The organism is Kitasatospora sp. NPDC056273 (genome assembly GCF_042268845.1).
Classification (GTDB): Bacteria; Actinomycetota; Actinomycetes; order Streptomycetales; family Streptomycetaceae; genus Kitasatospora.
In genome coordinates this window covers 1-19090 of the sequence record NZ_JBHJSJ010000013.1, presented here as the reverse complement: position 1 = coordinate 19090, position 19090 = coordinate 1, and the positions used below count along the sequence as shown (strand labels likewise).

14 protein-coding genes and 1 tRNA gene are annotated in these 19090 nt (G+C 73.8%); 8 read left to right on the top strand and 7 right to left on the bottom strand.

Annotated elements, in window-relative coordinates:
• Positions 1–348: 348 nt before the first annotated feature.
• The 3 genes from snpA to ACFCY1_RS14070 all read left to right on the top strand — a co-directional run bounded on the left by snpA (position 349) and on the right by ACFCY1_RS14070 (position 4060).
• A complete protein-coding gene (snpA, locus tag ACFCY1_RS14080; protein ID WP_049652228.1) occupies positions 349–975 on the top strand; it encodes a snapalysin in 627 nt (208 codons plus the stop codon).
• A 160-nt stretch (positions 976–1135) separates the two neighbouring features.
• Complete coding sequence (locus ACFCY1_RS14075; protein ID WP_049652227.1) at positions 1136–1795, top strand: pentapeptide repeat-containing protein; 660 nt, start codon at positions 1136–1138, stop codon at positions 1793–1795.
• A gap of 177 nt (positions 1796–1972) precedes the next feature.
• Positions 1973–4060: a phosphocholine-specific phospholipase C gene (locus ACFCY1_RS14070; RefSeq protein WP_375874708.1), complete on the top strand. Its 2088-nt coding sequence runs from the start codon at positions 1973–1975 to the stop codon at positions 4058–4060.
• A 60-nt stretch (positions 4061–4120) separates the two neighbouring features.
• On the opposite strand, the gene ACFCY1_RS14065 is transcribed toward ACFCY1_RS14070, so the two are convergent.
• Together ACFCY1_RS14065 and ACFCY1_RS14060 are read right to left on the bottom strand one after the other, a co-directional pair.
• Complete coding sequence (locus tag ACFCY1_RS14065) at positions 4121–4765, bottom strand: dihydrofolate reductase family protein (protein WP_375874707.1); 645 nt, start codon at positions 4763–4765, stop codon at positions 4121–4123.
• Positions 4766–4893: 128 nt separating this feature from the next.
• Positions 4894–5700 carry a phosphoribosyl-dephospho-CoA transferase MdcG domain-containing protein gene (locus ACFCY1_RS14060; RefSeq protein ID WP_117487882.1) on the bottom strand — a complete coding sequence of 269 codons (807 nt, stop codon included), beginning with the start codon at positions 5698–5700 and terminating at the stop codon, positions 4894–4896.
• Positions 5701–5884: 184 nt separating this feature from the next.
• Here ACFCY1_RS14060 and ACFCY1_RS14055 point away from each other — a divergent pair, with 184 nt between their 5' ends.
• Positions 5885–6097 (top strand): hypothetical protein, encoded by a 213-nt coding sequence (locus ACFCY1_RS14055; RefSeq protein WP_049651940.1) that lies wholly within the window; start codon positions 5885–5887, stop codon positions 6095–6097.
• Positions 6098–6106: 9 nt separating this feature from the next.
• Here ACFCY1_RS14055 and ACFCY1_RS14050 read toward each other — a convergent pair whose 3' ends face one another.
• Positions 6107–9325 carry a S41 family peptidase gene (locus tag ACFCY1_RS14050; RefSeq protein ID WP_241853112.1) on the bottom strand — a complete coding sequence of 1073 codons (3219 nt, stop codon included), beginning with the start codon at positions 9323–9325 and terminating at the stop codon, positions 6107–6109.
• A 244-nt stretch (positions 9326–9569) separates the two neighbouring features.
• Here ACFCY1_RS14050 and ACFCY1_RS14045 point away from each other — a divergent pair, with 244 nt between their 5' ends.
• Positions 9570–11261: a chitinase gene (locus ACFCY1_RS14045; protein ID WP_375874706.1), complete on the top strand. Its 1692-nt coding sequence runs from the start codon at positions 9570–9572 to the stop codon at positions 11259–11261.
• Between the two features lie 94 nt (positions 11262–11355).
• On the top strand, positions 11356–12546 hold the full coding sequence (locus tag ACFCY1_RS14040; RefSeq protein ID WP_375874705.1) for an MFS transporter: 1191 nt from the start codon (positions 11356–11358) through the stop codon (positions 12544–12546).
• On the opposite strand, the gene ACFCY1_RS14035 is transcribed toward ACFCY1_RS14040, so the two are convergent.
• The 4 genes from ACFCY1_RS14035 to ACFCY1_RS14020 form a co-directional block, all read right to left on the bottom strand.
• On the bottom strand, positions 12543–13172 hold the full coding sequence (locus ACFCY1_RS14035) for a DJ-1/PfpI family protein (RefSeq protein WP_375874704.1): 630 nt from the start codon (positions 13170–13172) through the stop codon (positions 12543–12545). The two genes, ACFCY1_RS14040 and ACFCY1_RS14035, sit on opposite strands and share 4 nt — an antisense overlap.
• Complete coding sequence (locus ACFCY1_RS14030; RefSeq protein WP_049651944.1) at positions 13172–14143, bottom strand: GlxA family transcriptional regulator; 972 nt, start codon at positions 14141–14143, stop codon at positions 13172–13174. Before ACFCY1_RS14030 ends, ACFCY1_RS14035 begins: the two co-directional genes overlap by 1 nt.
• A 227-nt stretch (positions 14144–14370) precedes the next feature.
• Positions 14371–14444, bottom strand: a tRNA-Lys gene (locus ACFCY1_RS14025).
• A 74-nt stretch (positions 14445–14518) separates the two neighbouring features.
• On the bottom strand, positions 14519–15427 hold the full coding sequence (locus ACFCY1_RS14020) for an NADP-dependent oxidoreductase (RefSeq protein ID WP_375874703.1): 909 nt from the start codon (positions 15425–15427) through the stop codon (positions 14519–14521).
• Positions 15428–15617: 190 nt separating this feature from the next.
• Between ACFCY1_RS14020 and ACFCY1_RS14015 the strand changes: the two genes are divergently transcribed.
• Entirely contained in the window at positions 15618–17201 is a 1584-nt protein-coding gene (locus tag ACFCY1_RS14015; protein ID WP_074005109.1) for a Na+/H+ antiporter, read from the top strand.
• Positions 17202–17375: 174 nt separating this feature from the next.
• A complete protein-coding gene (gene pgi, locus ACFCY1_RS14010) occupies positions 17376–19037 on the top strand; it encodes a glucose-6-phosphate isomerase (protein WP_074005110.1) in 1662 nt (553 codons plus the stop codon).
• Positions 19038–19090 lie beyond the last annotated feature (53 nt).

Sequence of the window (19090 nt, the reverse complement as noted above, 5' to 3'; positions counted from 1 at the left end):
CGCCGGGGCCCCCGGGTGGCGGCCGGCGTAAGCCCGCGCCCGCCCCCGGGTTTTGGGGGGGGGGCGCCGCGGCCGGCGATAGGCCCGCCCCCCCCACCCCGGGTACTTCCCCGGACTGGAGCCTAGCCGCCGCCGGAACGGAATGCCAGGGGCACGATTGAGTCAAGGCGAGGAAAAGACAGCTCAAATCGACTCCATAGCAGGGGTATTGAACGGTGCTATCGCGGGTTGGCATCATCCGCGCACGCGCCGGGTTGCCCGAAGCTCTGGGGACACCACCCGTTGACCAGGTGTTCCCCCCGGCCGGCCCCCAACCGGCCACGTCACCTCAGGAATCGGAGCCCCCACATGAAGCGATCCGTGCTGTCCGCCACCCTCGGCCTCGCCCTCGCGGCCGGCCTCGCCGTGCTGCCCACCACCGCCGCCGCGGCCGCGACGCCGACCGCCCCGGCCGTGCAGGGCTACACCGCCACGACGTACGCCGGTTCGGCCGCGGAGGCGGCGAACAACCAGGCCTTCTTCCAGGCCGTGATGGCCTCGGCCAAGGCCAAGCAGGCCGCCAACCCGGGCCTGGCGAGCGTCACCGTCACCTACGACGCCAGCTCCGCCCCCTCCTTCCGCAACCAGATATCCCAGGCCGCGCAGATCTGGAACGGCTCGGTCGCCAACGTCAAGCTGCAGTCCGGTTCGGCCGCCGACTTCCGCTACTACGAGGGCAACGACAGCCGCGGCTCCTACGCCAGCACCGACGGCCACGGGCGCGGCTACGTCTTCCTCGACTACCAGCAGAACCAGCAGTACAGCTCGGTGCGCGTGGTGGCGCACGAGACCGGCCACGTGCTCGGCCTGCCGGACCACTACTCCGGCCCGTGCAGCGAGCTGATGTCGGGCGGCGGCCCCGGCACCTCCTGCACCAACCCGTACCCGAACACCACCGAGCGCAGCCGCGTCAACTCGCTCTGGGCGCGCGGCTGAGCCGGGCGCTGAACCCCGGGCAGTGAACCCCGGACGGTGAACCCCGGACCGGCCGCCTCGGCGCGGCCGGTCCGGGGCCTCGTCGCTCCCCGGCGTTGTCGGTGCCGCGTGCGAGCATGCGGCCGAGACCCGTACGCCCCGACCGCCAGGAGCCACCGCCATGCCCCGTTCCGCCCCCGACCGGCTCGCCGACCTCCCGTACGCCGAGCTGCTGCGCCCGCACACCGGGCCGCTGCGCGCCGACGAGCGGTACGACACCGCGCACTTCGACGGCGGCGAGCACACCGACGAGTCGGGCGCCGGGGCGGCCTTCCTGGAGTGCGCCTTCACCGGTGTCGCGCTCAGCGGGGTCAAGCTGCGCCAGGCAAGGTTCAACGAGGTGTGGGTGCAGGCCGGCCGCTGGGTCGCCTGCGACCTGAGCGACTCCGAGTGGCAGGACAGCTCCTTCGTCGGCGGCGTGCTCGCCGGGGTCGCCGGGTACGGCTCGGCGCTGCGCCGGGTGGTGTTCCGGGGCTGCAAGCTGGAGGCGGTCAACCTGCGCTCGGCCGTCCTGCGGGACGTCGTCTTCGAGGACTGCCTGCTGCGCGACGTGGACTTCGGCGAGGCGAAGCTGACCGGGGTGTCCTTCCCCGGCTCCACGCTGGAGGAGGTCCGGCTGCGCGGCGCCACGCTGAGCCGGACGGACCTGCGGGGCGCCGTCCGGCTCGGCCTGGTCGACGGCCACCAGGGGCTGCGCGGGGCGGTCATCAGCTCGCTCCAACTGATGGAGCTGGCCCCCCAGTTCGCCCACGCGCTGGGGATCGAGGTCAAGGACCGCTGAGCACCTGAGCCCCTCCGCGCGTTCAGCCGGGCGTCGCTCGGTGACGCCCGGGCGAACAGTCCGCCAAACCTGCCGTCGGCACCTGGTGGGCCGGTCGGGCCGAGGTGGAGACTTCTCCGCGATCGATGGCCCCGACTTGTGCACACAACATCGCCAGCGAAGGGACGGACCGGTCTGATGGCCGAGTTGAGTCGTAGGAAGTTCGTCACGCTGTCCGGCGCCGCCGCGGCAGGCCTCGCCGTGGCCGGCACCGGAGCCGCGGGGCCCGCGGGGGCCGCCCAGGGAAGTGGCGCAGCTCCCGCTTCCACCGCCGCGCTCAGCGCGACCGGCACCATCACCGACGCCCGGCACGTGGTGATCCTGATGCAGGAGAACCGCAGCTTCGACCACTACTTCGGCACGCTGCGCGGCGTGCGCGGCTTCGCCGACCGCAGCGCCATCCAGATCTCCGGCGGCTACAGCGTCTTCAACCAGCCGAACGGCCTGCTCGCCCGCCAGTACCCCTGGCAGTTCAGCCAGACCAAGCCGGCCGGCGGAGCGGACCCGGAGCGCCTCGCCCAGTGCAACGGGGACCTCAGCCACGGATGGGGTGACCAGCACAAGGCCTGGAACGGCGGCAAGATGGACTCCTGGGTCGCCGCCAAGGGCAACGTCCGCACGCTCGGCTTCCTCACCCGCCAGGACATCCCGTTCCACTACGCCCTGGCCGAGAACTGGACGATCTGCGACGCCTACCACTGCTCCGTGCTCAGCGCGACCGGCCCCAACCGCACCTACCACTGGTCCGGCCAGATCGACCCGGCCGGCACCGCGGGCGGCCCGGCCTACGACGGCGGCGACGAGAAGGGCCTGCGCTGGCAGACCTACGCCGAGGCGCTGGAGAGCGCCGGCGTCAGCTGGAAGGTCTACCAGAACGCCGCCGACAACTACGGCGACAACGCCCTGGCGTACTTCACGAACTTCACGGGCGCCCAGGCCGGCAGCCCGCTGGCCGTCAAGGGCATGGGCTCGGTGCCCAAGGTCACCGGGCGGACCCCGGACGACATCGCCGCCGCCATCAAGGCCGACGTGCTGGCCGGGACGCTGCCGCAGGTGAGCTGGATCGTCCCCGACCAGGCCTCCTCCGAGCACCCGTACGCCACCCCGGTGGACGGCGCGCACTTCGTCCACATGGTGATCGACGCGCTCAACGCGGACCCGAACGTCTTCGACTCGTCCGTCCTGTTCATCAACTACGACGAGAACGACGGCTTCTTCGACCACGTCCCGCCGCCCGCCGCCCCGGCCGGCACCCCGGGCGAGTTCTACAACGGCACCAACATCGGCCTCGGCTTCCGCGTCCCGCTCATCGCCGTCTCGCCCTGGACCCGCGGCGGCTGGGTCAACTCCGAGACCTTCGACCACACCTCGGTGCTGCGCTTCCTGGAGACCTGGACCGCCGCCCTCGGCAAGCCCGCCACCTGCCCGAACATCAGCGACTGGCGCCGCCGGGTCTGCGGCGACCTCACCAGCGTGTTCGACTTCGCCAACCCGGTCTACGGCCTGCCCGCGCTGCCCGACACCTCGCAGACCATCGGCCTGTCCGCCTGCGGCCCGCTGCCCAACCCGGCCCCGGTGAACAACCAGCTCCCGGTGCAGGAGTCCGGCACCCGCCCGGCGCGCGCCCTGCCGTACCAGCCGAACGCCAACCTGGACCACCTGGAGTTCGGCTCCGGCGGGGTGATGAAGGTCTGGATCGCGATGGACAACGGGGGCGCCACCGCCACCAAGTCCGCGCACTTCGCGGCCTACGCCAACGCCTACCGCGGCGGCGGCCCCTGGCAGTACACGGTGGACCCGGGCGGCAGCACCAGCGACTTCTTCAACTGCGGCACCAACTTCGGTGGCGGCCCGTACGACCTCACGGTGGTCGGCCCCAACCGCTTCCTGCGCCGCTTCAAGGGCGACGCGACGAAGGCGGGCAAGAACGCCGCCGTCACCGCCTCCTACGCGGTCGAGCCGGGCACCGGCAAGCTCGCGCTCTACTTCCGGCTCGCCAACTCCGGCAGCACCCCGATCACGTTCACGATCGCGTCCAACAACTACCGCACGGACGGCCCCTGGACGTACCAGGTCCCGGCCGGCGGCAGCGTGAGCGACTTCTTCAACGCCGTGGCGTACAGCAACGGCTGGTACGACTTCACCGTGACGGTGGATGCGGACAGCACCTGGTCCCAGCGCTTCACCGGCCACCTGGAGACGGGTGCGGCGAGCATCACCGGCTGACCGTCGTTCCCACCGCGCCGAACGGGGCCCCACTCCTCCGCCGAGAAGTGGGGCCCCGTGTCACCGCCGCCAGAACAGGTGGTGCGCCACGCCGCTCGGGCTGGGCACGACCTCCAGGTGGAACCGGTCGAGCAGCTCGTCGGGGGACTCCCAGAGCTTCAGCCCGGTGCCGAGTTCCAGCGGGGAGACCGCGACGTGCAGGGAGTCCACGAGGTCGGCGTCGAGGAACTGGCGGATGGTGGTGACCCCGCCGCCGAGGCGGACGTCCTTGCCGTCGGCGGCCTCCCGGGCCTGCTTGAGAACGGTGGCCGGATCGCCGTCGACGAAGTGGAAGGTGGTGTCGGAGAGCGTGAACGACGGCCGGGTGTGGTGGGTCATGACGAACACCGGCGTACGGAACGGGGGCTCGGCACCCCACCAGCCGAGCCACTCGTGGTCCTGCCACGGGCCGCGCTGGGGCCCGAACTTGTTGCGCCCCATGATCTCGGCGCCGATGTTGCGGTCGAAGTCCCGGGTGAAGTAGTCGTCCAGGCCCCTGCTGCCCCCGGGGTCGGTGCGCATCGGCCAGCTCGCGGTGGCCCCGGCCCAGGAGAAGAGCCGCTCGGGGCGGTCGAGGCCGAACGGCAGCTCGAAGCTCTGGTGCTCGCCGGCCGCGACGCCGTCAGCGGAGACGTTGAAGTTCATCACTCTGAGCAGTTGGTCCATGACTGGGGCTCCTGTCCCGTGATCGTGCGGCGGGGTGCCGCACACCGGGACGTCGGAGCGGACCCGGCGGGATTGACATCGGGCCCGGGATTTTTTCGAGGACTTTTCTCGGGGGCGGTCCGGGCCCGTCAGGCGAACGGGCCCCGGGGGAACCACGGGTCGTGGACCTCGCGGGGCCCGTCCGGGGTCAGCAGGGTGAGGCCGAGCGCGCCGGAGGCGTACTCGGCGAGCTGCACCGAGCCGTGCCGGGTCTCCAGTTCGGCCTGCACGGGCACCGGCAGCTTGGTCAGGGCCCGCCGCAGCTGCAGGGCGTCCCGCCGGCTGATCGGCTGCGGCGCGCGCAGCACCAGCCGCAGCGGGCTCATCGGCCCGGCCACCGGCACGCCGCTGCCCAGCTCGTAGCCGACCGCGCCGATCGGGCCCCAGGGCAGCCGGTGGTCCGCGACCAGCCGGCCGACCTCGGGCAGCAGGGCCAGGGCCGGGATGCCGGCGAGCCGTTCGGGGGCCAGGTGCCCGCGCCGGTCGGGGAGCTGTTCGGGCCGCAGGGTCCGGGCCACCGCCGCCCAGGGGGCCAGGGCGTCCAGCCGCTGGCCGGGGCGCGGGCCGCGCACGGTCACCGGGAACCACAACTCGGGCGCGGCCTCCGGGTCGCGGGTGCAGCGCTGGGGGTGCGGCAGGTCCACCGGGTTGCCGACCACGGCGGGCGCCCGGCCGACCGTCACCCAGGGGTGCGCCCGCAGCACGGCCCGTGCCCAGTCCGGGAGTTCGCCGCCCGCGAGGGGCCGCAGCGAGCTGGGGCACTGCATCAGCAGCAGGTCGTGGGCGCCGGGCAGCCGGCCGTCCAGGGCGGCCAGCGGGCCGACCCGCCGGCGCGGTCCGTCGTGCTGGTCCTCGGCGGTGCGCCGGGCGGGGCTTCCGGGGTGTACGACGGTCACTGCGGGCTCCAGGGGGTGGCGTGGATGTCGCCGACGGCCACCACCCTCCGCCCGTCCGGCGGCTCCCGGCTACGGCCCTTGGACGCGTTCACCAGGGACCAAAGGCTCAAGGTGCGCCCGTCCGTGCCCGGTGTGAGAGTGGGGGACAGCCCGGCATTCCGTCGTTCCCCCCGGAGGAGGAGCCATGGGCATCTTCGACAGGTTGTTCCACCGGCCGCAGCACGAGTCCGTCGGGCAGGAGTCCGCCCAGCGGGCCGCCCTCGCCCACGACGAGGCCGCCGACGCGTACGGCGACGACATCGAGCGCACCCGGGAGCAGCAGGAACGGCTCGCCCAGGAGGAGGCCGACCGGCGCGCCGCCGAGAACATGACCGCCGAGGGCGACCCCTGGGGCTGAGCCCGGAGCTCAGGCCGTACGCGGCGGCAGCGGCGGGCGGCGCAGGTCCGGCCGGGGGGTGTCGGCGGACGGCGGCTCGGCGGCGGGGGCGTCCTCCAGCAGCTCCAGGGCCAGCTGGACGGCGGCGACCAGCTCCGGGTGGCGCCCCCGGGCCCAGTCGCGCGGGGTGCGCAGCACGTGCACGTCCGGTTCGACACCCCGGTTCTCCACCGTCCAGCCGAGCCCGCCGCCGAACCAGGAGGCGTTCTTCGGCACCGAGATCTGGGTGCCGTCGCCGAGGGTGTGCCGCCCGCTCATCCCGACCACCCCGCCCCAGGTGCGGGCGCCGATCACCGGGCCGAGCCCGAGCAGCTTGATCGCCGCGATGATCACGTCGCCGTCGGAGCTGGTGGCCTCGTCGGCCAGCGCCACCAGCGGTCCGCGCGGTGCGTGCCGGGGCCAGCGGACCGGGCGGCGGTCCCGGGTGAAGTCCCAGGCCAGGACGTGCCGGGAGAGCTTCTCCAGGACGAGTTCGGAGACGTTGCCGCCGGCGTTGCCGCGGACGTCCAGGACCAGCGCGGGCTTGTCCAGTTCGCGCCGCAGGTCCCGGTTGAACTGCGCCCAGCCGGAGCCGCCGAGGTCCGGGATGTGCAGGTAGCCGCACCGTCCGTCGCTGAACTCGCGTACCAGGGAACGTCGTTTGGCCACCCAGTCCTGGTAGCGGATGGGCCGTTCGTCGACCAGCGGGGTGATCACGATCCGCCGCACCGGGCCGTCCGGGGCACCGCGCAGGGCCAGTTCGAGCGTCGTGCCGCCGGTGCCGGCCAGCAGCGGCAGCGGTCCGCGCAGCGGGTCCACCGGGCGGCCGCCGACCTCCAGGAACTCGTCGCCGTCCCGCACGCCCTGGGCGGCGAGCGGGGCGCGGGCGCGCGGGTCGGAGGTCTCGCCGGGCAGCACCCGGTCGACCAGCCAGCGGCCGTCGGGGGAGCGGTGGGCGTTGGCGCCGAGCAGGCCGAGCGGCTGCTGGGCGAGCACCGGGCCCTCGGCGCGCCGGGAGGGGGTGACGTAGGCATGCGAGGTGCCGAGTTCGCCGAGGAGTTCGCGCAGCAGGTCGGCGAAGTCGTCGGGGGAGCAGACCCGGTCCAGCAGCGGCTCGTACTGGGCGACCAGCGCGGGCCAGTCCAGGCCGGACATCCGCTCGTCCCAGAACTGGTCCCGGACGATCCGGGCCGCCTCGTGGTAGGCCTGGCGCCACTCGGCGGCCGGGTGCACGGTGTGGGTGATCCGGCGCAGGTCGACGGTGGTGCCGGCGGCGGGGGCGGCGACCGGGACCACCCGCAGCGTCCCGGCCGAGTACACCGCGATCGAGCCGCCGTCCCCGGAGACCGCGTAGCCGTCCAGCTTGTCGACCAGCGTGCTGCGGGTGCCCCGGGCCAGGTCGAAGTGCTCCAGCGAGGGGCGCCCCGAGGTGTCCTCCGGGCTGGCGAAGGTCTGCCCGAGGGTGCCGGAGATCGGCCAGCGCAGCCAGACCAGCCCGCCGCGCACCGCGTCGGTGGCCGAGTACTTGGAGGCGATCACCGGGAACTGGAGCAGCCGCTCGCCGATGCCCTCCGGGTCGACCCGGACGGTGCCGTCGCCGCCTTCGCCGTGCGCGGCGCCGTCCTCGGGCGGGGCGGTGAACGGTGAGGGGGTGTCGGCGGCGAGCGGGACGAGGTACGGGCGGCAGCCGACCGGGAAGGAGAGGTCGCCGGTGTGCACGTCGTGGACCGGGTCGAAGCCGCGCCAGGACAGGAAGGCCAGGTAGCGGCCGTCCCGGGTGAACACCGGCTGCTCGTCCTCGAACCGGCCGTCGGTGACGTCGGTGGTCGCCGCGGACGCGTCGGCGCGGGTGAGCCGGATGCGGCGCAGCGAGCGCCCGGCGACCGGCTCGGACCAGGCGGTCCAGTGCGAGTCGGGGGAGAAGCGGGCGCCGGTGACCGGCCCGTAGCCGGAGGCGGCCAGTTCGCGCACCCCGCCGTCGGCGGCGGAGACCAGCAGCAGCCGCCCGTCCGAGGTGGTGGCGGCGAGCCGGCTGCCGTCGGGGGAGGCGGTGAGCTCCAGGACGCGGCCGATCCGCCCGGCGGCGAGCACCCGGTGGCGGTGCTGCTCCGAGCGGGGGTGCCCCGGCAGCGGCACCACCTCGATCGCGTCGGCGCCCTCGGCGTCGGTGACCCAGGCCGCCTCGCCGGTGTGCCCGAGCACCACCGGCAGCCGGGTGCGCACCCCGGGGGTGTCGGCGAGCGCCCGGGCCGGGCCGTCCTTGTGGGTGAGCCAGTACTGGCTGCCGCGCACGGTGACCACCCCGGCCCGGCCGGTCTGGTCGCAGGCGAGGTCCTTGACCTGGCCGGCGGCGCTGACCTGGTACGGGCGGCGGCCGGCCCGGGCGCCGCCGAGCGGGACGTGCAGCCGGCGCGGGGCGGGGGCGGCCAGGTCGTCCAGCAGCCAGAGGTCGCCGGCGTGCTGGTAGACGATCCGGGTGCCGTCGGTGGCGGCCTCGCGGGCGTAGTAGGAGGCGTGGTCGGTGTGCCGGCGCAGGTCGGTGCCGTCCGGGCGGCAGGAGTAGACGTTGCCGATGCCCTCGTGGTCGGAGAGGAAGGCGATCCGGTCGCCGAGCGGGCCGCCGACCGGCATCGGCGCGGCGAGGTGCCCGGTGTGCCCGGGCAGGATCCGGTCGCCGTCCACCCAGAGCCGGCCGGTGGCGCCGCCCCGGTAGCGCTTCCAGGCGGCAGGCCCGTGCGGGGCGGCGCCGGTGAGCAGTACGGTCCGCTCGCGGCTCATCTGGGCGTCGCCGACCGGCCCCCAGGGCATCCGGCGGCCGGGGGAGCCGTCCGGCGGCAGGGCGTGCGCCCAGGTGTAGTGGCCGAAGGGCTCGTGGTAGGAGGTGACGGCCAGCACCTCGCCGTCCGGCAGCCAGCCGCGCACCCGGGTGTCCTGGCTGCCCCAGAAGCTGAGCCGGTCCGCCGGGCCGCCCTCGACCGGGGCGGTCCACACCTCGGGGGTCAGGGCGAGCCAGCTGGTCCAGGCGAGGGTGGTGCCGTCGGGGGAGAAGCGGGGGTGGCTGACCCGGGTGCGGTCGCAGCCGACCCGCCAGGCCCGGCCGGTGCCGCCGCCGTCGGCGTCCAGCGGGGCGATCCAGACGTCGTCCTCGGCGGTGAAGGTGAGCAGGCCGCCGTGCAGGTGGGGGTGGCGGAGGTAGCCGGGCGGGGTCACGCCTCCATCCTTCGACGGGGTGTCACCTCCGGCAACCGGAGGCAACCGGGGGTGGCCGGGGGCGGCCGGGCGCCGGTGGGCCGGGGCCGCCCGAACCGGTCTGGACCATTGACACCTCCCGGCCGGATCCACTTCAGTGGTCTAGTCCAACTTGGGTGCCAGGCCGGGCCGTTCCCCCCACTGGCCCGTGCTCCGGCGTGCCCTCGGACGTCCCCCACGACCGCGCCATCGCAGGAGCACCCGCATGCGCAGAACCCTTCCCGGACAACGCCGCGCCACCATCGCGGCCGGCACCGCCTCCGCCGTCGCCGCGGCCACGCTGGTCGGCGTCACACTCGGCCTGGCGCCCACCGCCTCGGCCGGCGAGTTCCTGGTCAACGGCGGCTTCGAGTCCGGCTCACTCGGCCCCTGGAGCTGCTCCGGCAACTCCGGCAGCGTCGTCACCAGCCCGGTGCACGGCGGCGGTCGCGCGCTCGCCGCGGCCGCCACGGCCGGCGACACCGCCCAGTGCGGCCAGACCGTCACCGTCGCCCCGAACACCACCTACACGCTCAGCGCCTACGTCAACGGCTCGTACGTCTACCTGGGCGTGGACGGCGGCGGCCCGAGCACCTGGACCCCGGGCACCGGCGGCTCGTACCAGAAGCTCAGCCTCAGCTTCACCACCGGCGCCACCCAGACCAGCGCCACCGTCTACACCCACGGCTGGTACGGCCAGGGCACCTACTACGCGGACGACATCTCGCTGGACGGGCCGGGCGCGCCCAGCCCGACGCCCACGCCGACGCCCACCGGGACGGCCTCGCCGACCGCCTCGCCGACCGCGACCCCGACGGGCACGCCGACCGGGACGCCCACCGGCACCCCGACCGGCACGCCCACGGGCACCCCCACGGGGACGCCCACCAGCCCGCCCGCCGGCAGCCACGCCCTGGTCGGCTACCTGCACGCCAGCTTCGCCAACGGCGCCGGCTACACCCGGATGGCCGACGTCCCGAACTCCTGGGACTTCATCAACCTGTCCTTCGGCGAGCCCACCTCCGTCACCTCCGGCGACATCCGCTTCAACCGCTGCCCGGCCACCGAGTGCCCGACCGTCGAGTCGGACGACGAGTTCAAGGCCGCCATCGCCGCCAAGCGGGCCCAGGGCAAGAAGGTGCTGATCTCGATCGGCGGCCAGAACGGCCAGGTCCAGCTGACCAGCACCGCCGCCCGGGACACCTTCGTCAGCTCGGTCTCGGCGATCATCGACAAGTGGGGCCTGGACGGCCTGGACATCGACTTCGAGGGCCACTCGCTCTCCCTCAACACCGGTGACACCGACTTCAGGAACCCGACCAGCCCGGTCATCGTCAACCTGATCTCCGCGGTGAAGACCCTCAAGGCCAAGTACGGCCCGGGCTTCGTGCTGACCATGGCGCCGGAGACCTTCTTCGTCCAACTCGGCTACCAGTACTACGGATCCGGCCCCTGGGGCGGCCAGGACCCGCGCGCCGGGGCGTACCTGCCGGTCATCCACGCGCTGCGCGACGACCTCACCCTGCTGCACGTCCAGGACTACAACTCCGGCTCCATCATGGGCCTGGACAACCAGTACCACTCGATGGGCGGCGCCGACTTCCACGTCGCGATGACCGACATGCTGCTCAAGGGCTTCCCGGTGGCGGGCAACGCGAACAACGTGTTCCCGGCGCTGCCCGCCTCCAAGGTCGCCATCGGCATGCCGGCCACCACCAACGCGGGCAACGGCTACGTCGCCCCGGCCGAGGTGAACAAGGCGCTCGACTGCCTCACCAAGCTGGCCAACTGCGGGACCTACGTGCCGCGTTCGGGCGCGCAGCCGAACCTGCGCGGGCTGATGACCTGGTCGATCAACTGGGACCGGTTCGGCGGCCAGGAGTTCTCCAAGAACTTCAACGGCTACTTCGGCCGCTGAGCAGCCGAGTCCCGGGCCGGCTGATCCGCTGACCCGACCGCCCGCGGGACCGTGCTTGAACCTGACACCGGTGTGAGGTCCAAGCATGGTCCCCATGGCGACCACACAGCTCACCACCCCGGTACCCCCCAAGCCCTTCCCGCTCCCCGCCCTGCTCGCCCTGGCCACCGCCGTCTTCGTCACCGGCCTCACCGAGAACCTGCCCGCCGGGGTGCTGCCCGGGATGAGCGAGGCGCTCGGGGTCAGCGAGTCCGCGGCCGGGCAGACCGTCACCGTCTACGCGATCGGCTCCGCCGTCACCGCGATCCCGCTCAGCGCGGCCACCGCCGGCTGGGGCCGCAAGCGGCTGCTGCTCACCGCGATGGCGGGCTTCGCGGTGGCCAACACCGTCACCGCGGTCTCCACCAACTACCCGCTCACGCTCGCCGCCCGCTTCCTCGCGGGCGTCGCGGCCGGCCTCGCCTGGGCCCTGCTGGCGGGGTACGCGCGCCGGCTGGTGCCGGTCGACCAGCAGGGCCGGGCCATGGCGGTGGCGATGGCGGGCGTGCCGGTCGCGCTGTCGCTGGGAGTGCCGGTCGGCACCTTCCTCGGGCAGGTGCTCGCCTGGTGGGTGCCCTTCCTGGCCATGACGGCACTGGCGGTCGCCGTGATCGGCTGGATCGCGGCACTGCTGCCGGACCAGCCCGGGCAGCCGGCCGGTGAGCGCGTTCCGGTCCGGGACGCGCTCACCGTGCCCGGCGTCCGGCCGGTGCTCACCGTGACGGTGCTCTGGGTGCTCGCGCACACCATCCTGTTCACCTACATCGCGCCCTTCCTGGACCGGGCCGGCCTCGGCGGCGCCACCGGCACCGTGCTGCTGGTCTTCGGGCTGGCCTCGCTGGCGAGCGTCTGGCTGGTCGGCGCCCACATCCACCGCCGGCTGCGGCAGCTGACGATCGGCGGCGCGCTGCTGGTCGCCGTGACCGCGGCCGTCCTCGCGGTGGCGTCCGGCAGCACGCCGCTGGTGTACGCCGCGGCACTGTTCTGGGGCCTCGGCTGGGGCGGCGCCCCGACCCTGCTCCAGACCGCCCTCGGCGACGCGGGCGGGGAGCGGGCGGACGCCGCCCAGGCCGTCCTGGTGACCCTGTGGAACGCCGCGATGGCGGGCGGCGGCGTGCTCGGCGGCCTGGTCCTGAGCGGCCTGGGCACCGGCGCCCTGCCCTGGACGGTGCTCGCGCTGATGCTCCCCGTCCTCGCCGTGGCCACCGCCGCCCGCCGGCACGCCTTCCCGTCGGTGCGGCCCTAGGCCCGCATCAGCCGGTTCACCTCCTCGACCACCTCGGGGGACGCCTTCGCGAGCGCGCCGGAGTCGTACGGCGGCTGGGGGTCGTACTCGATCAGCAGCTGGATCGCCTGGGCGACGGTGTCCCCGGCGATCCGGCCGGCCAGCGTCAGCGCGAGGTCGATCCCGGCCGAGACCCCGGCGGCGATGGCGTACTTGCCGTCGATGACGACCCGCTCCGTCCCGGTCGGCTCCGCCCCGTACCCGGGCAGCCGGTCGAGGACGCCCCAGTGGGAGGTGGCCCGGCGGCCCTCCAGCAGCCCGGCGGCGCCCAGGATCAGCGAGCCGGAGCAGACCGAGGTGGTCCAGGTGGTGGTCGCGTCGATCCGGCGCACCCAGTCGAGCACGGCCCGGTCCTTCAGCTGGGCCTCCGTCCCGGGCCCGCCGGGCACCAGCAGCAGGTCGGCCGAGTCCACCTCGTCCAGGGCGGCGTCCGCGGTGAGCGCCAGGCTGTGCACGTCGTTGCGGACCGGCCCCCGTTCGGCGGCGGCGAACACCACCTCGGCGCCGGGGAGCCGGGACAGCACCTCGTACGGGCCGACCGCGTCCAGGGTGGTGAACTCGGGGTAGAGCAGGATGGCGATGCGCATCAGTGACCTCCAGTGGGTTCGGGTCGGAAGCGGCGTCGGTACTCGGCGGGCGGGGCGGCCAGGGCCCGGACGAAGGCGCGCCGCATCGCCTCCGGGGTGCCGTAGCCGCAGGAGCGCGCGATCTCCTCGATGCCGTGGTCGGTGTCCTCCAGCAGCCGCCGGGCGGCCTCCAGCCGGACCCCGTCCACGTACCGGCCCGGGGTCACCCCCACCTCGGCGGCGAAGGCCCGGGCGAAGTGCCGCGGCGACAGCGCCGACCGGTCGGCCAGCGCCTCGACCGAGAGGTCGGCCTCCGGGTGCTCGGCGATCCACCGCTGCACCTCGCGCAGCGGCTGCCGGGCCGCCACCTGGGCGGCCAGCTGGGTGCTGAACTGGGCCTGGTTGCCCGGCCGGCGCAGGAAGACCACCAGGTGGCGGGCGACCAGCAGGGCCGTCTCGCGCCCGAGGTCCTCCTCGACCAGGGCCAGCGCCAGGTCGATCCCGGCGGTGACCCCGGCCGAGGTGGCGATCCGCCCGTCCCGGACGTGGATCGGGTCCGGGTCCACCTCGACGTCCGGGAACCGCCGGGCCAGCTCCTCGCCGTAGGCCCAGTGGGTGGTCGCCCGGCGCCCGGCCAGCAGTCCGGCCTCGGCGAGCAGGAAGGCCCCGGTGCACACCGACACCACCCGCTCGGCCGCTCCGGCCAGCTCCCGGATCCGCTCCACCAGGGCCGGGTCCGGGCGCCCGGTGTCCATCCCGCCGGGAACCAGCAGGGTGTCCACCGGCCCGACCCCGGCCAGGTCCGCGTCCGGCAGCAGCCGCAGTCCGCTGTGGCTGCGCACCGGCCCGCCGCCGGGGGAGGCGGTGGTGACCCGGTAGGCCGCGGGCTGCCCGGCGGCCCGGCCCGCCCCCGCGAACACCTCCAGGGGGCCGGTCACATCGAGGCTCTGCACGCCCTCGAAGAGGACGATGACCACGCTGTGCGCTCTCATACGGCCAGCCTCCCAACGGGGAGCGGTGGCAGCAATGACCTGCTTCCCACCTTTCCTGCCATCCGGCGCGTGCGGGGGCGAGGGCGGGGGCGCGTGCGGCGGCGCGGGACCGGAGGGGCGCGCGGGCGGACGGCGGGACCCGTACGGGCGTACGGCGGAAACCGCGCGGGCGTACGCCGAAACGCCGGAAGGCCCCCCGCTCTCGCGAAGGGCCTTCCGGCTGTCTGTGCGCCGCCAGGGACTCGAACCCCGGACCCGCTGATTAAGAGTCAGCTGCTCTAACCAACTGAGCTAGCGGCGCCTGCTGACGTGGAGAACATTACCTGGTCAGCGGCTGAAACTCACAATCGGCCCGGGGCGGGGAGCCCGGCGCGCTCACATGGTCAGCACCACCTTGCCCCGGACGTGCCCGGAGCCGACCAGCCGGTGGGCCTGGGCGACCCGCTCGATCGGGAACGACTCCTCGACCTCCAGCCGCAGTGCGCCGGCCTCCCAGAGCTTCACCAGCTCGGCCAGCCGCCCGGCCGTCCGCTCGCCCCGCAGCGCCCGGACGCCCAGCCGCTCGGCGCCCGGGTAGTCGACCACGGTGCCGATCCGGTCCCGGTCGGCGACCAGTTCGACGGAGGCCTCCAGGGCGCCCCGCCCGGCGGCGTCGAAGGCCGCGGTCACCCCCTGCGGCGCCGCCGCCCGGACCCGCTCCACCAGCCCCTCGCCGTACGTGACCGGTACCGCGCCCAGCTCCCGCAGGTACGCGTGGTTGCGCTCGCTCGCGGTGCCGACCACGGTGGCACCCCAGGCGCGGGCCAGCTGGACGGCGACCGTGCCGACCCCGCCCGCGGCGCCGTGCACCAGCACGGTGTCGCCCGGGCCGACGCCCAGCTCGGTGAGCGCCAGGTGCGCGGTCTGGCCGGAGGCGGAGAGCGAGCCGGCCTGCTCCCAGGGCATCCCGGCGGGCTTGGCGACCAGCCGGCCGGCGTCGACCACGACCCGGTCGGCCTGGCAGCCCAGCACCCGGAAGCCCAGCACCTCGTCCCCGACCCGCCAGTCGCCGGCGTCCGGACCGAGGGCGTCGACCACCCCGGCGAACTCGTTGCCGAGGACGAACGGCGGCTCGACCGCCAGGTCCGGCGGACGGAACCCCTCCCGGATCGCGAGGTCCACCGGCTGCACCCCGGCCGTGTACACCCGTACCCGTACCTCGCCCGGCCCGGGCTCCGGGTCGGGCACCTCGGTGACCCGTAGGACCTCAGGACCGCCGCTCCCCGTTACGGTGACCGCTTTCATGCCTTTTCCCGCCCCTTCTCGATCCTTCTCGAACCTTCGTGAGCCTTCTTGATCCATCCGTTGTCGACGATCCTCGGGCCTGAAGTGCGCTTGAGGTCAAGCTTTTGTTCAGCGTGTCGACACTGATGGGCGCATTGTCAGATTTATCCTGGACGGCGCTCAGCCGTCCGTCGTCGAGAGGAACCTCCCCGTGGGCCAGCTGCCCCTGTTCTTCCTGGTGCTGCTCGCCTCCGTGGTGACCATGCCGCTCGGTCGGAAGACCGGAGTGCCACAACCGGTGCTGATGACCCTGCTCGGCATCGTCATGGCGCTCGTCCCGCAGATCCCGGACGTCAGCATCGAACCCGAGCTGATCCTCCCGCTGGTCCTGCCGCCGCTGATCTTCGCGGTGGCCCGGCGCTCCTCGGTGCGCTACTTCAAGGCCAACGCCCGCTCGATCCTGCTGCTGGCGATCGGCCTGGTGGTGGTCACCACGGTCGCCGTGGCCGGTGCCGTGCACTGGCTGCTGCCCGCCCTGCCGCTGGCCGCCGCCATCGCGGTCGGCGCGCTGGTCTCCCCGCCCGACCCGGTCGCCGCCGTCGCGGTGGCCGGCAGCGTCGGGCTGCCCCGCCGCCTGGTGGCGATCCTGGAGAGCGAGGGGCTGTTCAACGACGTCACCGCGATCGTCATCTACTCGCTGTCCATCGAGGCCATGGTCAGCGGCGACTTCTCGGGCGGCGACGCGGTGCTGCGCTTCGTGCTGTCCGCGGTGCTGGCCGTGGTGGTCGGCGTCGCGCTCGGCTGGGTCAACACCAAGCTCGCCGAGCGCCTGGACGACCCGACCCAGCAGGTCGCGCTCAACCTGCTGGTGCCCTTCGCCGCCTACACCCTGGCCGAGGAGATCCACGGCTCCGGCGTGCTCGCCGTCGTGGTCTGCGCGCTCTACCTCGCCGAGCGCGCCTCCGACGCGGACGCCGTCGCCTACCGGCTGGTCGGCAACGCCTTCTGGGAGGTGGTCGAGATCCTGATCACCGGCGTCGCCTTCGGACTGATCGGCCTGGAGCTGGCCACCGTGCTCAAGGAGGCCGGCCGCGGCTGGACCGGCTTCATCGGCGACGCCGCCGTGGTCATCGCGGTGGTCGTGGCGGTCCGGCTGCTCTGGCTGCTGCCGGCCGGCTGGCTGTCGAAGCGGCTGCGCTCCGGCGACGAGGAGGACACGCCGTTCAGCTGGAAGGAGAGCGTGATCCTCTGGTGGTCCGGCATGCGCGGCGTGGCCACCGTCGCCCTGGCGCTCGCCATCCCGCTCACCCTGCACTCCGGCGAGGACTTCCCCGAGCGCGGCCGACTGGTCTTCATCGCCTTCAGCGTGGTGCTCTTCACCCTGTTGGTGCAGGGCCTCACCCTGCCCTGGCTGGCCAAGCGGTTCGAGCTGGACATCGACCAGGACAAGCACGAGCAGGCGGTGCGCCAGCTCTGGTGGCGGGCCGCCAAGGCCGGGCTCAACCGGCTCGGCGAACTGGAGGAGCAGGACCGGCTGCCCGCCGAGGTCGCCGACCGCCTGCGGGACCGTCAGCACGACCGGCTGGCCCGGCTCTGCCCGGAGAACTACGCCGAGGAGGAGGCCGCCGAGGCCAAGCTGCGGATGGCCCAGTGGCGGGCCGCCCGGGACGTCGAGCAGGAGATGATCGCCGCCTCCCGCCGCGAGATGCTCGCCGCCCGCAGCGAGCCCGGCGCCGATCCGGAGCTGGTCGACGAGGTGCTGCGCGGACTCGACCTGCGCTCCGAACGGAAGTGACGGGGCGGCAGCCGGGGCCGGGCGGAATGCGCACGACCGGCCCCGGGGTTGCATAGGCTGAACCCGGGCAGGCCGTCAACGGAGTCGGCGCACCACCAGTACCCGCACGACCTCGGCGAACCCTCACGCCTGGCCCTGCCGGTTTCTGCACCCAGATGAATCGAGGACCCACCGATGTCGGAGACCCGCGCCGACGCCCGCACCCCGCTCGACCGCACCCCGCAGTGGGCCGCCCTGGCCAAGCACCGGACCGAACTGGGCGCCACCCACCTGCGCGAGCTGTTCGCCGCCGACCCGGAGCGCGGCCGCCGCTACACGCTCCAGGTCGGCGACCTGCACGTGGACTACGCCAAGCACCTGGTCACCGACGAGACGCTGGGGCTGCTGCGCGAGCTGGCCGCCGCCACCGGTGTCGCCGAGCTGCGGGACGCGATGTTCCGCGGCGAGAAGATCAACAACACCGAGCACCGGGCGGTCCTGCACACGGCGCTGCGCGCCCCGCGCGGCGCCGTGGTCGAGGTCGACGGCGAGAACGTGGTGCCCGCGGTGCACGCCGTCCTCGACAAGATGGCCGCCTTCGCCGACCGGGTCCGCAGCGGCGAGTGGAAGGGCCACACCGGCAAGCCGATCCGCACCGTCGTCAACATCGGCATCGGCGGCTCCGACCTCGGCCCGGCGATGGCCTACGAGGTGCTCCGCTCGTACAGCAAGCGCGACCTCGACGTCCGCTTCGTCTCCAACGTGGACGGCGCCGACCTGCACGAGGCGGTCCGCGACCTCGACCCGGCCGAGACGCTGTTCATCGTCGCCTCGAAGACCTTCACCACCATCGAGACCATCACCAACGCGGTCTCCGCCCGGGACTGGCTGCTCGGCGGCCTGGGCGCCGGCACCGAGGCGGTGGCCAAGCACTTCGTCGCGCTGTCCACCAACGCCCGGGGCGTGCAGGACTTCGGCATCGACACGGCCAACATGTTCGAGTTCTGGGACTGGGTGGGCGGCCGCTACTCCTACGACTCGGCGATCGGCCTCTCGCTGATGACCGCCATCGGCCCGGACGCCTTCCGCGAGATGCTGGACGGCTTCCACCTGGTCGACGAGCACTTCCGCACCGCCCCGCCGGAGCAGAACGTCCCGCTGCTGCTCGGCCTGCTCGGCGTCTGGTACGGCGCGTTCTTCGACGCCCAGGCGCACGCGGTGCTGCCCTACTCGCACTACCTGTCCAAGTTCACCGCCTACCTCCAGCAGCTGGACATGGAGTCCAACGGCAAGTCGGTGACCCGCGACGGCACCCCGGTGGACTGGCAGACCGGCCCGGTGGTCTGGGGCACCCCCGGCACCAACGGCCAGCACGCCTACTACCAGCTGCTGCACCAGGGCACCAAGGTCATCCCGGCCGACTTCATCGGCTTCGCCAAGCCGGTCGCCGACCTGCCCGCAGGCCTGGTCGCCCAGCACGACCTGCTGCTGGCCAACTTCTTCGCTCAGACCCAGGCGCTGGCCTTCGGCAAGACCCCGGAGGAGGTCGCGGCCGAGGGCGTGCCCGCCGAGCTCGTCCCGCACAAGACCTTCCAGGGCAACCACCCGACCACCACCCTCCTGGCCGGCGAGCTCACCCCCTCGGTGCTCGGCCAGCTGGTCGCCCTCTACGAGCACAAGGTGTTCGTCCAGGGCGCGATCTGGAACATCGACTCCTTCGACCAGTGGGGCGTCGAGCTGGGCAAGGTACTCGCCAAGCGGATCGAGCCGGTGCTGCTCACCGGCGAGGGCACCGAGCAGCTGGACAGCTCCACCGCCGAGCTGGTCGCCCGCTACCGCGCGCTGCGCGGCCGCTGAGCCCGCGTCGTCCCGGGCCGTCCGCTCCTGCGCGACATCGTCGCCGCCACCGG